Source organism: Streptomyces sp. NPDC058198, from assembly GCF_042882605.1.
Lineage (GTDB): Bacteria > Actinomycetota > Actinomycetes > Streptomycetales > Streptomycetaceae > Streptomyces.
In genome coordinates, this window is record NZ_JBHVVP010000015.1 from 44,239 (window position 1) to 63,106 (window position 18,868).

General features: G+C 73.0%; 19 protein-coding genes. 14 read left to right on the forward strand and 5 right to left on the reverse strand.

The features are described 5' to 3' along the window. Positions 1-141 precede the first annotated feature (141 nt). Positions 142-318 (reverse strand): hypothetical protein, encoded by a 177-nt coding sequence (locus tag ACFVWW_RS30905; protein WP_384193400.1) that lies wholly within the window; start codon positions 316-318, stop codon positions 142-144. Positions 319-558: 240 nt separating this feature from the next. Between ACFVWW_RS30905 and ACFVWW_RS30910 the strand changes: the two genes are divergently transcribed. The 4 genes from ACFVWW_RS30910 (at position 559) to ACFVWW_RS30925 (ending at position 4,523) form a co-directional block, all read left to right on the forward strand. Continuing rightward, positions 559-1,815 (forward strand): NYN domain-containing protein, encoded by a 1,257-nt coding sequence (locus ACFVWW_RS30910; RefSeq protein WP_386877831.1) that lies wholly within the window; start codon positions 559-561, stop codon positions 1,813-1,815. Positions 1,816-1,911: 96 nt separating this feature from the next. Further along, entirely contained in the window at positions 1,912-2,883 is a 972-nt protein-coding gene (locus ACFVWW_RS30915) for an ABC transporter ATP-binding protein (RefSeq protein WP_386877925.1), read from the forward strand. Positions 2,884-2,983: 100 nt separating this feature from the next. After that, positions 2,984-3,814 (forward strand): ABC transporter permease, encoded by an 831-nt coding sequence (locus tag ACFVWW_RS30920; protein ID WP_386877830.1) that lies wholly within the window; start codon positions 2,984-2,986, stop codon positions 3,812-3,814. Between the two features lie 34 nt (positions 3,815-3,848). Further along, the gene (locus ACFVWW_RS30925; RefSeq protein ID WP_384188116.1) at positions 3,849-4,523 is read left to right on the forward strand and encodes a DUF2567 domain-containing protein; all 675 of its coding nucleotides are present in this window, start codon (positions 3,849-3,851) and stop codon (positions 4,521-4,523) included. Positions 4,524-4,563: 40 nt separating this feature from the next. Here ACFVWW_RS30925 and ybaK read toward each other — a convergent pair whose 3' ends face one another. The 4 genes from ybaK to ACFVWW_RS30945 all read right to left on the reverse strand — a co-directional run bounded on the left by ybaK (position 4,564) and on the right by ACFVWW_RS30945 (position 8,708). Further along, positions 4,564-5,067, reverse strand: coding sequence for a Cys-tRNA(Pro) deacylase (gene ybaK, locus ACFVWW_RS30930; RefSeq protein ID WP_384188115.1), 504 nt, complete (start codon positions 5,065-5,067; stop codon positions 4,564-4,566). Between the two features lie 17 nt (positions 5,068-5,084). Continuing rightward, positions 5,085-5,825 carry an LON peptidase substrate-binding domain-containing protein gene (locus ACFVWW_RS30935; protein ID WP_384188113.1) on the reverse strand — a complete coding sequence of 247 codons (741 nt, stop codon included), beginning with the start codon at positions 5,823-5,825 and terminating at the stop codon, positions 5,085-5,087. 5 nt (positions 5,826-5,830) lie between these two features. Further along, positions 5,831-6,859 carry a hypothetical protein gene (locus tag ACFVWW_RS30940; protein WP_384188112.1) on the reverse strand — a complete coding sequence of 343 codons (1,029 nt, stop codon included), beginning with the start codon at positions 6,857-6,859 and terminating at the stop codon, positions 5,831-5,833. 235 nt (positions 6,860-7,094) lie between these two features. Next, complete coding sequence (locus ACFVWW_RS30945; RefSeq protein ID WP_384188110.1) at positions 7,095-8,708, reverse strand: oxidoreductase; 1,614 nt, start codon at positions 8,706-8,708, stop codon at positions 7,095-7,097. A gap of 170 nt (positions 8,709-8,878) precedes the next feature. Between ACFVWW_RS30945 and hisD the strand changes: the two genes are divergently transcribed. The 10 genes from hisD to ACFVWW_RS30995 all read left to right on the forward strand — a co-directional run bounded on the left by hisD (position 8,879) and on the right by ACFVWW_RS30995 (position 18,759). After that, positions 8,879-10,210, forward strand: coding sequence for a histidinol dehydrogenase (gene hisD, locus ACFVWW_RS30950; protein ID WP_384188108.1), 1,332 nt, complete (start codon positions 8,879-8,881; stop codon positions 10,208-10,210). Further along, on the forward strand, positions 10,207-11,328 hold the full coding sequence (locus tag ACFVWW_RS30955; protein WP_386877829.1) for a histidinol-phosphate transaminase: 1,122 nt from the start codon (positions 10,207-10,209) through the stop codon (positions 11,326-11,328). The genes hisD and ACFVWW_RS30955 overlap by 4 nt, the downstream gene beginning before the upstream one ends. Continuing rightward, on the forward strand, positions 11,325-11,918 hold the full coding sequence (gene hisB, locus ACFVWW_RS30960; protein ID WP_384188103.1) for an imidazoleglycerol-phosphate dehydratase HisB: 594 nt from the start codon (positions 11,325-11,327) through the stop codon (positions 11,916-11,918). The genes ACFVWW_RS30955 and hisB overlap by 4 nt, the downstream gene beginning before the upstream one ends. Beyond that, positions 11,915-12,082, forward strand: coding sequence for a hypothetical protein (locus ACFVWW_RS30965; protein ID WP_384188100.1), 168 nt, complete (start codon positions 11,915-11,917; stop codon positions 12,080-12,082). The genes hisB and ACFVWW_RS30965 overlap by 4 nt, the downstream gene beginning before the upstream one ends. Then, entirely contained in the window at positions 12,079-12,714 is a 636-nt protein-coding gene (hisH, locus tag ACFVWW_RS30970) for an imidazole glycerol phosphate synthase subunit HisH (protein ID WP_384188098.1), read from the forward strand. The genes ACFVWW_RS30965 and hisH overlap by 4 nt, the downstream gene beginning before the upstream one ends. 8 nt (positions 12,715-12,722) lie before the next feature. Beyond that, entirely contained in the window at positions 12,723-13,463 is a 741-nt protein-coding gene (gene priA, locus ACFVWW_RS30975; RefSeq protein WP_384188095.1) for a bifunctional 1-(5-phosphoribosyl)-5-((5-phosphoribosylamino)methylideneamino)imidazole-4-carboxamide isomerase/phosphoribosylanthranilate isomerase PriA, read from the forward strand. Further along, positions 13,460-13,855, forward strand: a complete 396-nt coding sequence (locus ACFVWW_RS30980; RefSeq protein WP_384188092.1) for a RidA family protein — start codon at positions 13,460-13,462, stop codon at positions 13,853-13,855. The genes priA and ACFVWW_RS30980 overlap by 4 nt, the downstream gene beginning before the upstream one ends. After that, positions 13,852-14,607, forward strand: coding sequence for an imidazole glycerol phosphate synthase subunit HisF (gene hisF / locus ACFVWW_RS30985; RefSeq protein ID WP_386877828.1), 756 nt, complete (start codon positions 13,852-13,854; stop codon positions 14,605-14,607). Before ACFVWW_RS30980 ends, hisF begins: the two co-directional genes overlap by 4 nt. Before the next feature lie 213 nt (positions 14,608-14,820). Then, a complete protein-coding gene (locus tag ACFVWW_RS30990) occupies positions 14,821-15,774 on the forward strand; it encodes an alpha/beta hydrolase family protein (RefSeq protein WP_384331499.1) in 954 nt (317 codons plus the stop codon). A gap of 183 nt (positions 15,775-15,957) precedes the next feature. Continuing rightward, entirely contained in the window at positions 15,958-18,759 is a 2,802-nt protein-coding gene (locus ACFVWW_RS30995) for a LuxR C-terminal-related transcriptional regulator (protein WP_384188083.1), read from the forward strand. The last annotated feature ends 109 nt before the right edge of the window (positions 18,760-18,868 follow it).

Genomic DNA, 18,868 nt, shown 5'->3' on the forward strand with positions numbered 1-18,868 from the left:
TCGGACGAGGCCGCGGCGCCGTCAGAAGGGGCAACGCACGACGCTACCCGCGAGTGCCCGCCCGCTGTGAGTCCCGACACGAGTTGAGGGGCACGCCCGGTAACGGGCGTGCCCCTCGCGCGTTCTGTGGGACGTGGCGCGTCAGTTGTGGCCGAAGCGCTTCTGCCGTCCCTTGTGGGTGGGGTCCGTCGGCTGGATCTTCGCCTGCATCTGCTCCGACTCGGATTCCATCGACGAGGACTTCGCCTCCTCGGCACCGCGCTCGGCCGCTGACCGGGCCTGTTGCTTGGTGCGATCTCGGTTCTTGTTCTTGGCCATGATGTGCCTCCCGCGGGGTTTTAGGGGCTAGGCCGTGTTTCAGACTCACATAACGTGCGAAAAGTCGCATTTTGGATCATTGCCGTGTGTAGCGGCGGCTCGTCGACGGGCCGGCCGGTCATACGCCACGCCGATGATCGAGTTCCGGACGTCAAGCCTCTTGCGGTCGGGCAGACTCGAAGGAAACCCGCAGTAACTCCCGATCTCCCGATCTCCAGATCCCGAGGTTCCCGAAAGAAGGTGGAACACGTGGACCGCTGCGTCGTCCTGGTGGACGCCGGCTATCTGCTGGGCGCCGCCGCGAGTCTCCTCGCCGGAGAGCCGGCCCGTTCCCGCATCACCGTCGACCACGCCGCCCTGATCCAGGGCCTGCGTGAGCGGGCCGAGGCCGATACGGAACAGCCGCTGCTCCGTATCTACTGGTTCGACGGCGCCCCCGACCGGGTTCCTCAGCCCGAGCACCGGCGGCTGCGCGTCATGCCGCGCGTCACCGTCAGGCTCGGGGCGCTCACCCGCAGCGACGGGCGCTGGGCGCAGAAGGGCGTCGACGCGGCCATGCACGCGGAGCTGACCGAACTGGCCAGAAATCGCGCCTGCTCCGATGTCGTGCTGGTGACGGGTGACGGTGACCTGCTGCCCGGTCTGATGTCCGCCAAGGAGCACGGCGTCGCCGTCCACCTCTGGGCGGTACAGGCCGCGGACGGCGACTACAACCAGTCCGAGGACCTGGTCGCCGAGGCCGACGAGCGCCGTGTCCTCGACCGGGCCTGGATCACCAAGGCCGTACACGCCAAGGACCTGGGCGGTGTCTGCGCACCTTCGCCGGCCCCCCGCCCCGAGATCGCGGCGATCCTCTCCGCGCCGCTGCCCGAGTCGGCGCTCGCCGCGTCGGCGGAGCGCGCGGCCGAGGCCCGGCCCGCCGGCGGGCAGAACGGCTCGGCGGCCCCGCCCCCGGAGCACGGCTCCGAGCCCCACCACCCCTCCTCCCCGGGCACCAAGGGCGTCCCCACCCCCAAGGACCTGGCGGGCCTGCGCGGCCCCGGCACCCCGCCGCCCTCCCCGCCCCCGGCGAACGCGACGCTGCGCTGGTCCTCCGACAAGGGATGGGTCGAGCGCCCCGGCGGCGGCACGGCGGGCGAGCCGCCCGAGACGGCCTCCCTGCCGACGCTGGCCCAGCTCACCAGCGCGGAGCAGCGCTGGGCCGACCGCGAGGAGGACATCACCACGGTCGGCGGCGACCCCTTCGAGGTGGGGCAGGTGTTCGCCCGCCGCTGGATGGAACGGCTGCCGGACGCGAGCCATGTGCAGAAACTGTCCGTGATGTATCCGCGCGTTCCGCACCGCATCGACGGGGAGCTCCTGCGGTACGCGGCGCGCTTCGGGCTGCTGGCCCACAAGGACGACCAGATCGACGAGCACGACCGCTATGCGATCCGGGCCGGTTTCTGGCGCGAGATCGACGTCCGCGCCGCGGCGGACCAGGCCCGCCCTCTGTAGAGCGCGTGCCGTGCACCAGGTCATAAGACCCTGCCGTGGCCGCCCCCGGGGCGGTGGCGGCTCGTCGACCACGTAAGGTCGTTCATCGTGAGTACGGTGTGTGTGGTGCGCGATCTGGTCAAGACGTACCCCGCCGCGCGCGGCAGGCGCGGGGCTCCCGCCACCTCGGCGGTACGGGCCACCGACGGGATCTCGCTCGATGTGCGGCGCGGCGAGATCTTCGGTCTGCTCGGGCCCAACGGAGCGGGCAAGTCCACCCTCGTACGGCAGCTCACCGGACTGATGCGGCCCGACTCGGGCAGTGTCGAGGTGCTGGGGCACGATCTGGTGCGCCATCCCGAGCGGGCCTCCCGGCTCATCGGCTATCTCGGCCAGGAATCCACCGCGCTCGACGAACTGACCGTCGCACTCGCCGCGGAGACCACCGGCCGGCTGCGCGGGCTCGCGCTGCGGGCGGCGCGGGCCGAGCGGGACGCGGTCCTCGCCGAGCTGGGGCTCACCGAGATCGCGGGACGCCCGCTGAAGAAGCTCTCCGGTGGCCAGCGGCGGCTGGCCTGCTTCGCCGCCACGCTGGTGGGGGCGCGGTCCGTACTCGTGCTCGACGAGCCCACCACCGGCATGGACCCCGTCGCGCGCCGCGCGGTGTGGGCGGCCGTGGACCGGCGGCGGGCCGAGCACGGCGCGACCGTACTGCTCGTCACGCACAACGTCATCGAGGCCGAGACCGTACTCGACCGGGTCGCCGTGCTGGAGCGCGGCAAGGTCATCGCATGCGACACGCCGTCCGGGCTCAAGCAGCAGGTCGCCGGCGAGGTCCGGGTCGAGCTGGTGTGGCGCGAACGCGCCCCGCTCGATGTGCCCGAGGTCGCGGCGCTGCGCGGATCCGCCCAGGAGTCCGGGCGGCGGTGGGTACTGCGGCTCGCACCGGACGAGGCGCGCGCGGCGGTCGCCGCGGTGACCGGCGGCGCGGCCTTCGCGGCGCTGGACGACTTCACGCTGGCCACCCCCAGCCTGGAGGACGTGTATCTGGCGCTCGGCGGACAGACGAAAGGGCTGGTGAAGGCGTGACCGGCGGCCCCGTGACAGGGTGGAGCCCGTCGGCGGCCGGTATGTCCCGCCGCGTCGCGGTCCGCACCCGTACGCCCGTACCGAACAGGAGCAGCGCCAGGTGAGCATCGTGCCGGTGGAGGCCGTGTCCGGGAGAGTCCGGACCGCGGGAGGGACGCCCGCCGAGGCGGAGACACCCGCGCCCCTCGCGCCCCGGGCGCGGTTGCTGCCGTCGCTCGCCGCCGTGTACCGCGCCCAGCTGTCCCGGGCCCGCGTCGCCCGGATCCCGCTGCTCTTCGTGGCGACCTTCCAGTCCGTCGGGATCATGGTCCTGATGCGGGGGGTGGTCGACGGAGGCGCCGAGGCGCGGGCGGTCGTCGCCGGGTCGAGTGTGCTCGTCGTCGCGTTCGTGGCGCTCAACCTGCTCGCCCAGTACTTCGGCCAGCTGCGGGCGAGCGGCGGTCTCGACCACTACGCCACCCTGCCCGTGCCCCCTGCGGCGGTGGTGCTGGGCGCGGCCGGCGCGTACGCCTCCTTCACGGTGCCGGGCACCGCCGTCACGGCCGTCGTCGGCAGCGTGCTCTTCCAACTGCCCCTGACGCATCTCTGGGTGCTGGTCGCGGTCATTCCGCTGGCCGGGGCTGCCCTCGCCGGTCTCGGCGCGGCGCTCGGTCTGCTCGCGCCCCGCCAGGAGCTGGCCACTCTCCTGGGCCAGCTGGGGATGTCCGCGGCGCTGCTGCTGGGTGTGCTGCCGGCGGACCGGCTGCCGGGGCCGATCACGTACGCGCGCGACCTGCTGCCCTCGACGTACGGCGTCGAGGCCCTGGCCCGTACCTTCGACGCGCATCCCGACTGGCCGGTCGTCGCGCTCGACCTCGCGGTGTGCGCGGGCGTCGGCGTTTTCTCGCTGGCGGTCGCCACCTGGGCGTACCGGCGGGCGGCGGTCCGGTGAGGCACCCCCCGGCCGGGCCTGGCACGATGGCGGAGTGACCGCACCTCTGACGCCTCCCCACCAGCCGCCGCACGACGATCCCTGGCAGACACCACCGGCCGGGGACTCGCCCTATTCCTGGGCCGAAGCGGAGGAAGGGCCCGATATGAAGACCGAAGCGCGGCAGGCCGCCGTGGTGATGGTGGCCGTCGCGGTGTCGGGTCTGCTGCTCGGGCTGCTGTGGCTGTGGCTGGCGCCGCGTATCCCGCTGATCTCGGACGACACGGCGGTCTTCCTCAAGGACACGGAGAGCGAGGAGGCGATCGGCGCGGACGGTACGTTCGCGCTGCTGGCGCTCGCCTTCGGCGCGGTCAGCGCGGTGCTGGTCTTCCTGTTCCACCGGCGCGGCGGCATCGGGCTGGTGATCGGCCTGGCCCTGGGCGGACTGCTGGGCGCGGTGCTGGCCTGGCAGCTCGGCGGATGGTTCGGCCCCACGTCGGACGTGGTGGCACACGCCAGGGCGGCCGGCAAGGGCGTCACCTTCGACGCGCCGCTCGAACTGAACGCGAAGGGCGCGCTGCTGGCGTGGCCGGTCGCCGCGATGGTGGTCCACCTGGCCCTGACGGCCCTGTTCGGCCCCCGCGACCCGGAGCCGACGGGGGAGTGGGGCGCGGCGTACGGCCCCGCGCGGAGCGAGGACAGCCAGGCCTGGGGCGGCCCCGAGAAGTAGGACCACCCGTCCCGGCCCGCCCGACCGGCCTCCTGCGGCGTCAGGCGCGGCCGATCGGGGCCAGGACCGCCGCGGTGAGCGTGGTCAGATCGGCCGGGGACAGCTCGACCTCCAGGCCGCGGCGGCCCGCCGAGACACAGATCGTCGGATGGGCCCGCGCCGAGGCGTCCAGTACGGTGCGCAGCCGCTTGCGCTGGCCGAGGGGTGAGATACCGCCCCGGACGTAGCCCGTCGTACGCTCCGCCGCCGCCGGGTCCGCCATCGACGCCCGCTTGCCGCCGACCGCCGCCGCGAGGGCCTTGAGGTCCAGTGAGCCGGCGACCGGGACGACCGCCACGGTCAGTTCGCCGTCGACGTCCGCGACCAGGGTCTTGAAGACCCGGTCGGGGGAGACCCCGAGCGCCTGCGCAGCCTCCTCGCCGTAGGAGGGCGACGCGGGGTCGTGCTCGTACGCGTGCAGGGTGTACGCCGTGCCCGCGGCGGTCAGCGCGACCGTCGCCGGCGTGCCTCCCGACTGCTGCTGCTTTTTGGGCTTCTTCGCCAAGGCGCCTGTTCCTCGCGTCAGTTGGGGCTGATCGGCGTCAGGGTCAGATCCCCGCCGGGCAGCGAGGGCAGATGACGGATGACCGCGGTCTCGGCCCGCAGGAGCTTCAGCTCCTCGCGCAGCCGGGCGGCCATGTCCGGGGCCTCCAGCAGCCGCTGCTTCGTCGGGGTGTCGAGCACGGCCGCCGCGGCGACCAGATACGACACCACCGAGGGCTCGTCCGGCAGTTCGTCGCTGGTGGAGAGCGAGCGCTCGCGCGCCCCGGCCAGCCGCTTCTGATAGTTCAGGAAGGCGCGCAGCACCCCTTCGGCAAGGGTGTTCGCGCCGTCTCCCTTCTCCTCGGGAAGCTCTTCGAGCTCGGCCGTCAGATAGGGGCCGCTCGCGTCGACCGAGAGCAGCTTGACCCGGGTGGTGCCGGTGGCCACCACCTCGAAGCTGCCGTCCGGGCGTTCGCGGATCGTGGCCGCGTCCGCGACGCAGCCCACCGGGTGGAAGGCTTCGAGGGGGTCGGCGCCGAAGCCGGCGGCGGGGCCGCGGTCGGCGGCGGCCGTCGGGTCGGGCAGCCCGGGCGCGGTCGTCGCGGTCTCGTGCCCGTCGCGGATGGCGACCACGGCGAAGCGGCGTGGCTCGGATTCATCCGTCTTGAGCAACTCGCGCATCATCGCGCGATAGCGCTCCTCGAAGACGTTGAGGGGCAGGACGAGGCCTGGGAACAGCACCGCGTTCAGCGGGAAAAGAGGGAGGCGTGCGGTGGTCACAACGGTCAAGCGTAATGGCCGCGGGGCCCTCTCCGGTCTGCCCGGTTCCGCAAAGGCATCGCGGAGGCCACCTGGATCCTCACGCCGTCCCGCGTTTCGAGGAACTGACCCAGCGGATCGTCGGTGAAACAGGTCCACGGGAAGGAGGTCGCGTACGGTCCGATCAGCCGGAACTGTTCCAGTGCGGCGCTCCAGCGACCCCGCCTGACCAGGACGTACGCCAGCAGGTTGCGTACCTCGGCCGGCCAGGCGTCGCCCGCTTCGTACTCGGCGGAGACGGCGACGGCCAGATCCGCGGCCGCGTCGATCCTGTCCCCCTGGACGGGCGTGGGATCGCCGCTCAGCAACTGGGTGAAGGCGGCCCGCACGGGCAGCGCCCGCACCAGCGATCCCGGCAGGGCGTCGTGCGCGGCCTGCTCGGCGAAGTCGAAGCACTCGCGGTGCGAGCCGTACCACTGCGCCGAGAGGTACTGGAGGGCCGCCACATGGCAGCCGTAGTGGTGCGAGGAGCGGCGCACGGCCTGCTCCCACAGCGACTCGAAGGCGGTGTGCGAGGCGTGCGTGCCGCGCGCGTGGTCGAGCGCGATGCGCCAGGGCACCGGATCGCGCGGATCGCCTGCGGCCGCGGCGTCGATCAGCGGGCCCGTCTCCCGCAGCCGCTCGGCGCGGGCCGGTGACTCCCAGGCTCTGCGGACGGCCAGTTCCGCGCTGACGAGGAGCGCGTCCGGATCGCTGGGGGCGCCACGCAGCCAGGCGGCAAGCCAGGCGTCACGGCCGTGGGCGAACGCGGCGAGCCGCCGCACATAGCGGTCGCGGTTCTCCCACTCGGCCGATTCCCGCGTGGTCGCCAGCAGCTTCGCCGCCTGCTCGTACTCGCCGAGAGCGGCGGAAACCAGCGCGGGGGCGAGCCGGCGGTCGGGGGCGTCGAGCAGCACCGCGTTGTCCGGCGGCAGCCCGGCGGCGAGCTGCGGGGTGTGCCGGACCATACGCGCGGTACTGATCAGGGCGCGAAGCAATGACATGGTGCGGACCATTGAAAACCGCAGGTCGCGGACGCGCCAGTGGGCAGCTGTGAAGCTTTCGCATCAGGAGGAAAGGTTGTACCTCCGGAAGTCAAGAGAAGGCAAAGATGCCGGCGAGTGAGCCGAAGGGGCGCGCCGCTGTCGAAAGGGAGAGCGCGCACAGGCCCCGAGGTACGAGGGGTCGAGCACGGTCGACCGTCGACAGTGGCATAGAGCGCCCCGGAGGCGAACCGAGCCCCCAAAAAGCTCAGCTGCGGCGCAGGAGGCGGGTGGCGCCGGCGGCTACCGTCGTGGCGAGGATCCAGCCGAGCAGGATCAGCGCGGCCGCCGCCCACTGCCAGCCGCCCTCCAGCAGCCAGTAGCCGTCCTGGCCGAGATCGATCACCGGCACCAGCAGATCCAGCGCGTAGAGCGACGCGTTCCACGGCGGATGCTGTTCGGCGTGGAGCGCCTGTGGGGGATGGCGGGTGAAGGCGATCGTGCCGGCGCCCCACAGCACGGCCATCCACAGCGCCGCCCGCCCCGGCCGGTAGCCGTACGCCACCGTCCAGTCCTGGAGATAGCCCCAGAGCTTCGCGGCGAGCGGCAGCGTCTCGCGCCGCCGCCGCTGCTTGGCGAGCAGCACCTCACGGGCGTCCGCGTCCTCGCCGCTGTTGCGCAGCACGTGTGCCAGCCGCTCGTACGGCTCAGGGGCGTACTCCGGGGTCGCCGCGGCCACCCACTCCAGCCGCCGGGCGAGCGGGAAATGGCCGAACGGGACGAGGTTCTCGTAGACCAGACCGCCCATGGTCAGCCCGCCGGGCCCCGGCCAGCTGGTCGACATGTCGACCAGCGTGACGATCCTCGCGCCGCTCAGCACGACCCGGCCCTCCTCCGCGCGCTCGCACTTGAACCGCAGCTCCGGTGTGACGATCCGGCGCAGCGACAGCTCCTCCGTGGCCGTCAGGAAGAAACGTGCCTGCTCCAGATCGACGGCGTCCCCGAACCGGCCGTCGTCCAGCCGCACCCCGCCGTGGCACTCGAAGCGCCGCAGCCGGGCGCCACGGGCCGGCGCGACGGCGTACCCGGTGCCGTGCGGGGGAGTGGCGCCGAAGGGGCCGTTCTCCCCGCTCCGTTCCGGCCCCACCCACGCGCCCGTCATATGGAGGGTCCGCTCGACCGTCAGCCGCGGTGCGTTCAGCGCCATCAGCTCCCGCGCCGCGCGCAGCCGGCTGCCGCGCAGGCTCAGCGACACCCCGACCTGCGCGCCGCGCAGGCTGACCTCGCCGTAGGTCTCGATCTCGTCGGCCTGGAGATCCTGGCCGACGCATAATCCGTCGGCGGTGATCGCCCGGCCCAGCCGGTCGGGACGGACCTCGATCTGGCTGATCAGCAGGTCGGTGCCGATATGCGCGTCGGTCAGCCGGATGCCGCGCTCGACCCGGCAGCGCGGCAGATGGAGATCGCCCTCGGTGCGCAGCCGGGCGGCCTCCAGCCGGGGTATCGCGCAGCCCACCATGCGCAGCGTGGTGAAGTGCGACTCCGGCAGCACCACCTCGTTCTCGAAGCGGCAGTGCTTCAGCTCGACGTACGGCGCGATCGTGCCGCCCGCGAGGTTGAGCGTCCCGGTGATCTGGACCCCGCGGAGCTTCAGCGCCGCGACCCGGCCCGCCAGCGCGGCCGGCCCGCTGAGCAGCAGCAGGGCGATGACCCGGGCGCGCACGCTGCGCTCCGTGCCCCAGGACCGCCCGGAGAAGGGGTTGTCCAGCAGTGGATCCGACGTGCTCAGATCGTAGGTACCGCCGTTGCGGAACGCCTGCCACATGCCGAGTTCCGCGGCGCTGAGCCAGTCGGGAGATTCGTCGTGCTGCGGCTCGGTCACGGCCGCCTCCGCTTCCCGTTTACGCACAGATGGTTACAGATGGTCCGTAAAGCTGTTGTTCCCTCTGAGTGACGACCTGAAAGCTGGGGGTGAGGAGTGACCTCCGGGACGTGTATCAGCCAGTGATACCTGCGTCCGGGGGGCTGATCCGGTCTGCGAGAATTAACCCCGTGATCTCACGAATCGACCTGCGCGGCGACACCCTCCCCGAGGGTGGAGCCCTGCGTGACCTGCTGCCCCGAGCCGAGTTCGATGTGGCGGCCGCCCTGGAGAAGGTGCGGCCCATCTGCGAGGACGTGCTTCATCGGGGCACGGCGGCGCTGATCGAGTACGCGGAGCGGTTCGACGGCGTGAAGCTGGAGCGGGTACGGGTGCCCGCGGCCGCTCTCGCCGACGCCCTGGAGGGGCTCGATCCGGCCGTACGGGCCGCCCTGGAGGAGTCGATCCGGCGGGCCAGGCTGGTCCACCGCGCGCAGCGCCGCACCCCGCACACCACCCAGGTCGTGCCCGGCGGGACCGTCACCGAGAAGTGGGTGCCGGTCGAGCGCGTCGGTCTCTACGCGCCGGGCGGCCGGTCCGTCTACCCGTCGTCCGTGATCATGAATGTGGTGCCCGCGCAGGAGGCGGGCGTCGAGTCCCTCGCGCTGGCCTCCCCGCCGCAGGCGGAGTTCGGCGGACTGCCCCACCCCACGATCCTCGCCGCGTGCGCGCTGCTCGGAATCGACGAGGTGTACGCGGTGGGCGGCGCCCAGGCCGTCGCGATGTTCGCGTACGGCACCTCGGGGCCCGACGGCTGCGCCCCCGCCAATATGGTCACAGGACCCGGCAATATCTGGGTCGCCGCCGCCAAGCGCTACTTCACCGGCCGGATCGGCATCGACACCGAGGCGGGGCCCACCGAGATCGCGGTCCTCGCGGACTCGACCGCCGACCCGGTGCATGTCGCCGCCGACCTGATCAGCCAGGCCGAGCACGACCCGCTCGCCGCGGCCGTCCTGGTCACCGACTCGGTGGAGCTGGCCGACGCGGTCGAGAAGGAGCTGGAGCCGCAGGTCGCCGCGACCAAGCACATCGCGGACCGGGTCGTCCCCGCCCTGTCGGGCAAGCAGTCCGCGATCGTGCTGGTCGACTCCGTCGAGGACGGCCTGCGGGTGGTCGACGCGTACGGCGCCGAGCACCTGGAGATCCAGACCGCCGACGCCGCCGCGGTGGCCGGGCGGGTCCGCAACGCGGGCGCCGTCTTCGTCGGCCCGTACGCGCCCGTCTCCCTCGGCGACTACTGCGCGGGCTCCAACCACGTGCTGCCGACCGGTGGTTGCGCCTGCCACTCCTCCGGCCTCTCCGTCCAGTCCTTCCTGCGCGGCATCCACATCGTGGACTACAGCAGGGACGCCCTCGCCGAGGTCGCCCACCATGTGGTGACGCTGGCGGAGGCGGAGGACCTGCCCGCGCACGGCGCGGCGCTCAAGGCGCGGTTCGGATGGCAGGTGCCGGGCGCATGAGCTCCCCCGACCCCTTCACCCTCGACGACCTGCCCGTACGGGACGAGCTGCGCGGCAAGTCCCCGTACGGCGCCCCGCAGCTGGACGTCCCCGTACAGCTGAACACCAACGAGAACCCCTACCCGCTGCCCGAGCCGCTCGTCGAGCGGATCGCCGAGCGGGTCCGTGCGGCCGCCCGCGGGCTCAACCGCTACCCCGACCGGGACGCGGTCGAGCTCCGTACCGAGCTGGCCGCGTACCTCACCCGTACCGGAAAGTACCCGCTGACCGCGGCGAACGTCTGGGCCGCCAACGGCTCCAACGAGGTCATCCAGCAGCTGCTGCAGACCTTCGGCGGCCCCGGCCGTACCGCGATCGGCTTCGAGCCCTCGTACTCGATGCACGGTCTCATCGCGCGCGGCACCGGCACCGGCTGGCTCTCGGGCCCGCGCAACGAGGACTTCACCATCGACGTCGGGGCCGCCGTGGCCGTGATCGCCGAGCACCGGCCGGACGTCGTCTTCATCACCTCGCCCAACAACCCGACGGGCACGGCGGTCGACGCGGACACCGTCCTCGCGCTGTACGAAGCGGCCCAGGCCGCCAAGCCGTCCCTGGTCGTGGTGGACGAGGCGTATGTCGAATTCAGCCACCGGGCCTCCCTGCTGCCGCTCATCGGGGGCCGGCCGCACCTGGTCGTCTCCCGCACGATGTCCAAGGCCTTCGGCGCCGCCGGACTGCGCCTGGGCTATCTTGCCGCCCACCCCGCCGTGGTCGACGCCGTCCAGCTGGTGCGCCTGCCGTACCACCTCTCCGCCGTCACCCAGGCCACCGCGCTCGCGGCACTGGAGCACACCGATACGCTGCTGGGGTACGTCGAACAGCTCAAGGCCGAGCGGGACCGCCTGGTCGGCGAGTTGCGGACGATCGGTTACGAGGTCACCGACTCGGACGCGAACTTCGTGCAGTTCGGCCGCTTCGAGGACTCGCACGCCGTCTGGCAGCGGATCCTCGACCGGGGTGTCCTCGTCCGTGACAACGGCGTACCGGGCTGGCTGCGGGTCACCGCGGGCACCCCGTCCGAGAATGACGCGTTCCTCGACGCGGTACGTGACTTGAAGAAGGAGCAGAGCGCATGAGCCGCATCGGCCGCGTGGAGCGCAGTACCAAGGAGACCTCCGTCGTCGTCGAGATCGATCTCGACGGCAGCGGCACGGTGGATGTGTCGACCGGGGTCGGCTTCTTCGACCACATGCTCGACCAGCTCGGCCGGCACGGCCTGTTCGACCTCACGGTGAAGACCGAGGGCGATCTGCACATCGACACCCACCACACCATCGAGGACACCGCCCTCGCGCTCGGCGCCGCCTTCAAGCAGGCCCTCGGCGACAAGGTCGGCGTCTACCGCTTCGGCAACTGCACGGTCCCGCTGGACGAGTCGCTCGCCCAGGTCACCGTCGACCTCTCCGGCCGCCCGTACCTGGTGCACAGCGAGCCCGAGAACATGGCGCCGATGATCGGCGACTACGACACGACCATGACCCGGCACATCCTGGAGTCCTTCGTGGCCCAGGCCCGGATCGCGCTGCATGTCCACGTCCCGTACGGACGCAACGCCCACCACATCGTGGAGTGCCAGTTCAAGGCGCTGGCCCGCGCGCTGCGCTACGCCTCCGAGCGCGACCCGCGCGCTGTGGGAATTCTTCCGTCGACCAAGGGTGCCCTGTGACCGGTCTGTCCACCGTTCTGATCGTCGTGGGGCTGTTCCTGGCGGGCGGTGTCTACTCCTTCTCCAAGCAGAATCTGCCCAAGGGCGTGATCGTGCTGCTGGCCCTCTGCAGCGTGCTGTGCCTCGTCGCGGGTGTCCTGCGTATCCAAGGGATCTGGGAATGAGCAAGAGCGTCGTCGTCTTCGACTACGGGTTCGGCAATGTCCGCTCCGCGGAACGCGCCCTCGCCCGGGCCGGCGCCGAGGTCGAGATCACCCGCGACTTCGACCGGGCCATGAACGCCGACGGGCTGCTCGTCCCCGGCGTCGGAGCCTTCTCCGCCTGCATGAAGGGGCTCACCGCCGCCCGCGGCGAGTGGATCGTCGGCCGCAGGCTCGCCGGCGGCCGCCCGGTCATGGGGATCTGCGTCGGCATGCAGATCCTCTTCGAGCGCGGCATCGAGCACGGCGTGGAGACCGAGGGCCTCGACGAGTGGCCGGGCACGGTCGCGCCGCTCAACGCCCCGATCGTCCCGCACATGGGGTGGAACACGGTCGAGGCGCCGCAGGACAGCGAGCTGTTCGCCGGGCTCGACTCCGATGCCCGGTTCTACTTCGTGCACTCGTACGCCGTGCACCAGTGGACTCTGGAAGTCACCAACCCCAAGATCCGTGCCCCCAGGGTCGCGTGGTCCACCCACGGCGAGCCGTTCGTCGCGGCCGTGGAGAACGGGGCACTGTGGGCCACCCAGTTCCACCCCGAGAAGTCCGGCGACGCCGGCGCCCAGCTGCTGACCAACTGGATCGGAACCCTGTGATGTCCTCTGTGCCGAAGTCTCCCGCGGCGAAGCTCGAACTCCTTCCCGCCGTCGATGTCCGCGACGGCCAGGCCGTCCGGCTCGTCCACGGCGAGTCCGGTACGGAGACGTCGTACGGCTCCCCGCTGGAGGCCGCTCTCGCCTGGCAGCGCTCGGGCGCCGAGTGGCTGCATCTGGTCGACCTCGACGCGGCCTTCGGCACCGGTGACAACCGCAAGCTGATCGCCGAGGTCGCCGAGGCCATGGACATCAAGGTCGAACTGTCCGGCGGTATCCGCGACGACGTCTCGCTCGCCGCCGCCCTCGCCACCGGCTGCACCCGGGTCAACCTCGGTACGGCCGCGCTGGAGACGCCGGAATGGGTCGCCAAGATCATCGCCGAGCACGGGGACAAGATCGCGGTCGGCCTCGACGTACGGGGCACGACCCTGCGCGGCCGTGGCTGGACCCGCGACGGCGGCGACCTCTACGAGACCCTGGCCCGGCTGGACTCCGAGGGCTGCGCCCGCTACGTCGTCACCGACATCGCCAAGGACGGCACCCTCCAGGGCCCCAACCTGGAGCTGCTCAAGAACGTCTGCGCCGTGACCGACAGGCCGGTCGTCGCCTCCGGCGGTGTCTCCTCGCTGGACGATCTGCGCGTGCTCGCCACGCTGGTACCCGTGGGAGTCGAGGGCGCCATCGTCGGCAAGGCGCTGTACGCGAAGGCGTTCACCCTGGAAGAGGCGCTGGCGGCGGTGGACCGGTGAGCGACGTACGGAAACTCGCGTCCGGCGGCCCGTGGGAGGAGTCCTTCGGCTACTCCCGCGCGGTGGAACTCCCCAACGGCCTCGTCCTGGTGTCCGGCTGCACCTCGGTGGTCGACGGGAGGATCGCGGAGGGCGGCCCGTACGAGCAGACGAGGACCGCTTTCGCCGTCGCTCTCAAGGCGCTGGCCGAACTGGGCCTCGGCGCCGAACATGTGGTCCGCACCCGTATGTACATCACCCATGTCCGGGACTCCGACGACGTTGGACGCGCCCACAAGGAGCTGTTCGACGCCGTACGCCCGGCCGCGTCGATGATCGTCGTCGCCGGCCTCATCGACCCGAGCCTGGTCGTCGAGGTCGAGGTCGAAGCCTTCCGAGGAGCCTCCGCATGACCTTGGCGGTCCGAGTCATCCCCTGCCTGGACGTGGACAACGGCCGGGTCGTCAAGGGCGTGAACTTCCAGAATCTGCGGGACGCGGGCGACCCGGTCGAGATGGCCAAGCTGTACGACGCGGAGGGCGCCGACGAGCTGACGTTCCTCGACATCACCGCGTCGTCCGGCGACCGCGAGACGACGTACGACGTGGTGCGCCGCACCGCCGAGCAGGTGTTCATCCCGCTCACGGTCGGCGGCGGCGTCCGTACGCCCGAGGACGTGGACAAGCTGCTGCGGGCCGGCGCGGACAAGGTCGGCGTCAACACCGCGGCCATCGCCCGGCCCGATCTGATCCGGGAGATCGCCGAGCGCTTCGGGCGTCAGGTGCTGGTGCTGTCCGTGGACGCACGGCGGACGGCGACCGGGTCCTTCGAGGTCACGACGCACGGTGGCCGCAAGGGCACCGGCATCGACGCCGTCGAGTGGGCACAGCGGGCGGCGGAGCTGGGCGCGGGGGAGATCCTGCTCAACTCGATGGACGCGGACGGCACGAAGGACGGCTACGACACGGAGCTGATCGCGGCGGTGCGCAAGCACGTCAGCGTGCCCGTCATCGCGTCCGGGGGCGCGGGCCGGCTCGCGCACTTCCCGCCGGCCATCGCGGCCGGCGCCGACGCCGTACTGGCCGCGTCCGTGTTCCACTTCGGTGAGCTGCGGATCTCGCAGGTCAAGGACTCTCTGCGGGAGGCGGGCCACCCGGTGCGCTGACGCCGCCGGGGCCGACGGCCGTGCGTGCAGACCGGGGAAGACCCGTGAAGACCCGTGAAGACCGGCGACGTCCGGTGAAGACCGGTGAACTTACCGATGCTTGCCGGCCGGGTGCACCGGGACAGTGGCGACCGCCAGTGAAAACGGCGGTTCCGCTCCGGTGCACCCGATGGCCTCCGGCGTGGCCCCGCCACGACCGAGAGGACCCCCCTCGTGCAGCAGCACTCTCAGCCGCGAGCCCACCCCCGTACCCCCGCCACCCCCGGCCGTCCCCGCACCCGCCGGAGCTTATGGGCCGGGGCGGTCGCGGCCGCGGCACTGGTCGCCGCGCTGATCCCCGGCGCGTCCGGTGCGGCCGGAGCGTACGGCGCGCAGGCCGCGGCCAATCCGTACGAGCGCGGCCCGGCGCCCACCGTGTCGAGCATCGAGGCGTCGCGCGGCTCGTACGCGGTCTCCCAGACCTCGGTCTCCGGGCTGGGCGTCACGGGCTTCGGTGGCGGCACGGTCTACTACCCGACGTCCACCGCGGACGGCACCTTCGGGGCCGTGGCCATCTCGCCCGGCTTCACCGCCACCCAGTCCTCCATCGCCTGGCTCGGACCGCGGCTCGCCTCCCAGGGCTTCGTCGTCTTCACCATCGACACCCTCACCACCCTCGACCAGCCCGACAGCCGGGGCCGGCAACTCCTCGCGGCGCTCGACTATCTGACGCAGCGTTCGACGGTCAGCAGCCGGATCGACAGCGCGCGGCTCGGGGTCATGGGCCACTCGATGGGCGGCGGTGGCACCCTGGAGGCCGCCAAGAGCCGTACGTCTCTGAAGGCGGCCATACCGCTGACCGGCTGGAACCTGGACACCAGCTGGCCCGAGGTGCGTACCCCCACCCTGGTGGTCGGGGCCGACGGCGATACGGTCGCGCCCGTCTCCTCGCACTCCGAGCCGTTCTACGAGTCGCTGCCCGGCTCGCTCGACAAGGCGTATCTGGAGCTGAACGGCGCCACCCACTTCACCCCGAACAGCTCGAACACCACCATCGCCAAGTACAGCCTGTCCTGGCTGAAGCGGTTCATCGACAGTGACACCCGCTACGAGCAGTTCCTCTGCCCGCTGCCCAGGCCGAGCCTGACCATCGAGGAGTACCGCGGGAACTGCCCGCACACCTCCTGATCCGGCTCACCGGCCGGGCAACCGGGGTGCCGGTGGCGGTCCTTCCGCCACCGGCACCCCGGCTGTGCCGGGGCACAGTACGGAACCGGCCCGGATGGGGAGGCGCCCAACACCGGCCACCCCACGCACCGTCGGCGGGCGCAAGCCTTCCGAGGTTGTTTACGCAGAAGTAACGTGACGGTCGTGACCCCAACGACGACCGTGCGCAGTCCCCTCCGGCTGTACGGCCGCAGCGGTGAACTCGCCATCCTGGAAACCCTGTTGACCCGGCTGAGCGGCGGGCGCGGCAGCACGCTCGTGCTGACGGCGCCGCCCGGCCTCGGCCGCAGCGCCCTCGCGCTGCACACCGCCGACGGCCACCGAGGACCGGTCCTGCGCGCCGCGGCGGCCCCCGCGGAACGGCTGCTGCCGTACAGCGGACTGCACGCGCTGCTCTGTTCCGCGCAGGTCCCGTTGCCGGTGCCACCCGCCGACGTCCTGCGCTCGGGCCTCGCGCCCACCGCCCTGCTCGACCTGCTGACCGCCCTCGGCGCCCGCCGCCCACTGCTGGTCTGTGTCGACGACGCCCACGTCTGGGATCCCGACTCGCGCGCCGCGCTGGCCTTCGCGGTCCGCAGGCTCGCGCCCGGCTCCCGGGTCGCCGTCCTGCTCACCGCCGCCGACCGCCAGGATGGCGCGGAGGCCTTCACCGGACTGCCCGCGCTCCGGCTGGGCCCCCTCGACGACGCCGCGGCGGCGGAGCTCCTCGACCGGGTGACGGAAGGGCGGATCGATCCCGCCGTACGGGAGGAGCTGCGGCGCGAGGGCGCGGGCAACCCCCGGCTGCTCACGGCGCTCGCCGGCCACCTCGGCCGGGACCAGGTGACCGGACGTCACCCGCTGCCCCGGCCGCTGCCCGGCGCGGAGGGCGTACTCGCCGCCTACGCCGCCCACTTGGACGCACTGCCCGACGACACCCGCACGCTGCTCCTCTTCGCCGCGGCCGCCGAGGAACACGAGCCCGAGGGGGCGGGCGCGGACACGATCCTGCTGCTGCGCGCCGGGCAGCTGGCCGGGATCGACGCCGGCCGGCTCGCCCCCGCCGAGCTGGCGGGAGCGGTCCACAGCGGCGGCGGCCGGGTCCGCTTCACGCATCCGCTGCTGCGCAGGGCGGTGCTGCGCCGGGCCCCGCTCGCCCGCCGCCGCGCCGTGCACCATCTGCTGGCCACCGCGCTCGACGGACCGCACAGGACCCTGCCCCGGCTGGTCCAACGGGCCTGCGCGGCGGGCGGATACGACCCCGCGCTTGCCGATGCCCTCGCGCGGGCCGCCGTCCCGCCGCGCCCGCACGCCGACCGCGCGGCGGCCCTCGCGCGAGCCGCCGCGCTCTCCACGGACGAGGCCCTGCGCGGCGCCCGGTTCGCCGCGGCGGCGGAGCACGCCTGGCTCGCCGGGGAGCCAGGGCGGGCGCGGATCCTGCTGGCCCGGGTACGCGCCGTGCCCGCGCCCGGCCGGGCGCACTACGTACGGGGACTGCTCGCCCTGCGCGACGGACCGGCGGCCGACGCCCGGGAGGCCCTGCTGACGGCGGCCGCGCTGCTCGCTCCGCGTGACGCGGGACGTACGGTGAGCGCGCTGCTCGGCGCGGCCGAGGCGGCCTGGGCCATGGGCGACGCGGCGGCCTATCTCGACGCGATGAGCCGGCTGCCGGTGCGCGGGAGCGATCCGTCGCTGGAGCGGTACCGCGCGGGGATGTGCGCGGTCTTCGGCGGCAGGACGGCGGAGGGGCACGCGCTGCTGCGCGGCTGCCTCGACGCGGTGGCGCAGGCCCGTCCCGGCTCCACCGGGGGCTCCGACGATCCGGCCCGGGGGCTGCGGGCCGGGGTCGCCGCGCTGGTGCTCGGCGAGGTGGACGACGCCTGCCGGGCGGGGGCCAGGGCGCTGGCCGCCGTACGCGCCCATGGCCCGGACCCGCTGCTGCCGCAGGCGCTGGAGCACCTCGCGTACGGCGAACTGCGCGCGGGCCGCTACGCGCTGGCCCGCGCCCATGCCCGCGAAGGGCTGTGCGCCGCCGGCCGGCTGGGCCAGCGCAATGTGGCCGCCCATCTGCACGCCGTGCTCGCTCTCGCCGCGTCCGTCGAGGGCGACGCGCGGACCTGCGGGGAACACGCCGACGCGGCCATGGCCGGCGCGGGGCCGCACGGGCTCGCCCAGGCGGCGACGCTCGCCCGCTGGGCGGTGGCGCGCGCCGCACTGGCCGACGGCAGATCCGCCGAGGCGGCCGCGCGGCTCTCCCCGCTGGTCCAGCCCGGACCGCGGCGCGGCCACTTCGCCGCCCGGATGCCGGCCGTCCCGTGCTTCGTGGAGGCGGCCGTGCTGGCGGGCCGGGGAACCGAGGCGTACGCACTGGTCGAGGAGTTCGCGGGGTGGACCGCACAGACCGCCGACCCCCAGGCACCGGCCCAACTGGCCCGCTGCCGGGCGCTGCTGGCCCCGCCCGCCGAGGCCGCCGCACGCTACGAAGAGGCGCTCGCCCATCACGACCGCGCCGACGGCGACTTCGAACGGGCCCGTACGCAACTGCTGTACGGCCACTGGCTGCGGCGCCGGCGCAGGACCCGGGAGGCGCGCGGCCCGCTGCGGGACGCCCTGGTGGCCTTCGAGCGGTGCGGCGCCCGGCTCTGGTCGGGACGGGTACGGGGTGAACTGCGCGCCGCGGGCGAGGCGGTGGCGGGGGAGAGCGGGGCCGCCCCGCCGGGACCGCTGGTCCTGCTCACCCCCCAGCAGCAGCGGATCGCCCGGTGCGTGGCGGAGGGCGCGACCAACCGGGAGGTGGCCGTACGGCTCTCCGTGAGCACCCGGACCGTTGACCATCATCTGCGGAATGTCTTCGCGACGCTGGGCGTCCGGTCCCGCACCGAACTCGCGCGACTGCTGGACCGTGACGAGGAGCGTGACGGGGAGCGGGGCGTGCGGCGGGACGAGAAGAATGCGGCAGACCTCTAGGTACCGACCGGGCGGTATGTCATTCTGCGGGCGTCCGGAAGATCCGTCGCGGGCCGGCCCGCCCCGTCCCCAGGTGTGCCACGCCGTGCCGCGCCGGAGTGAGCCGACT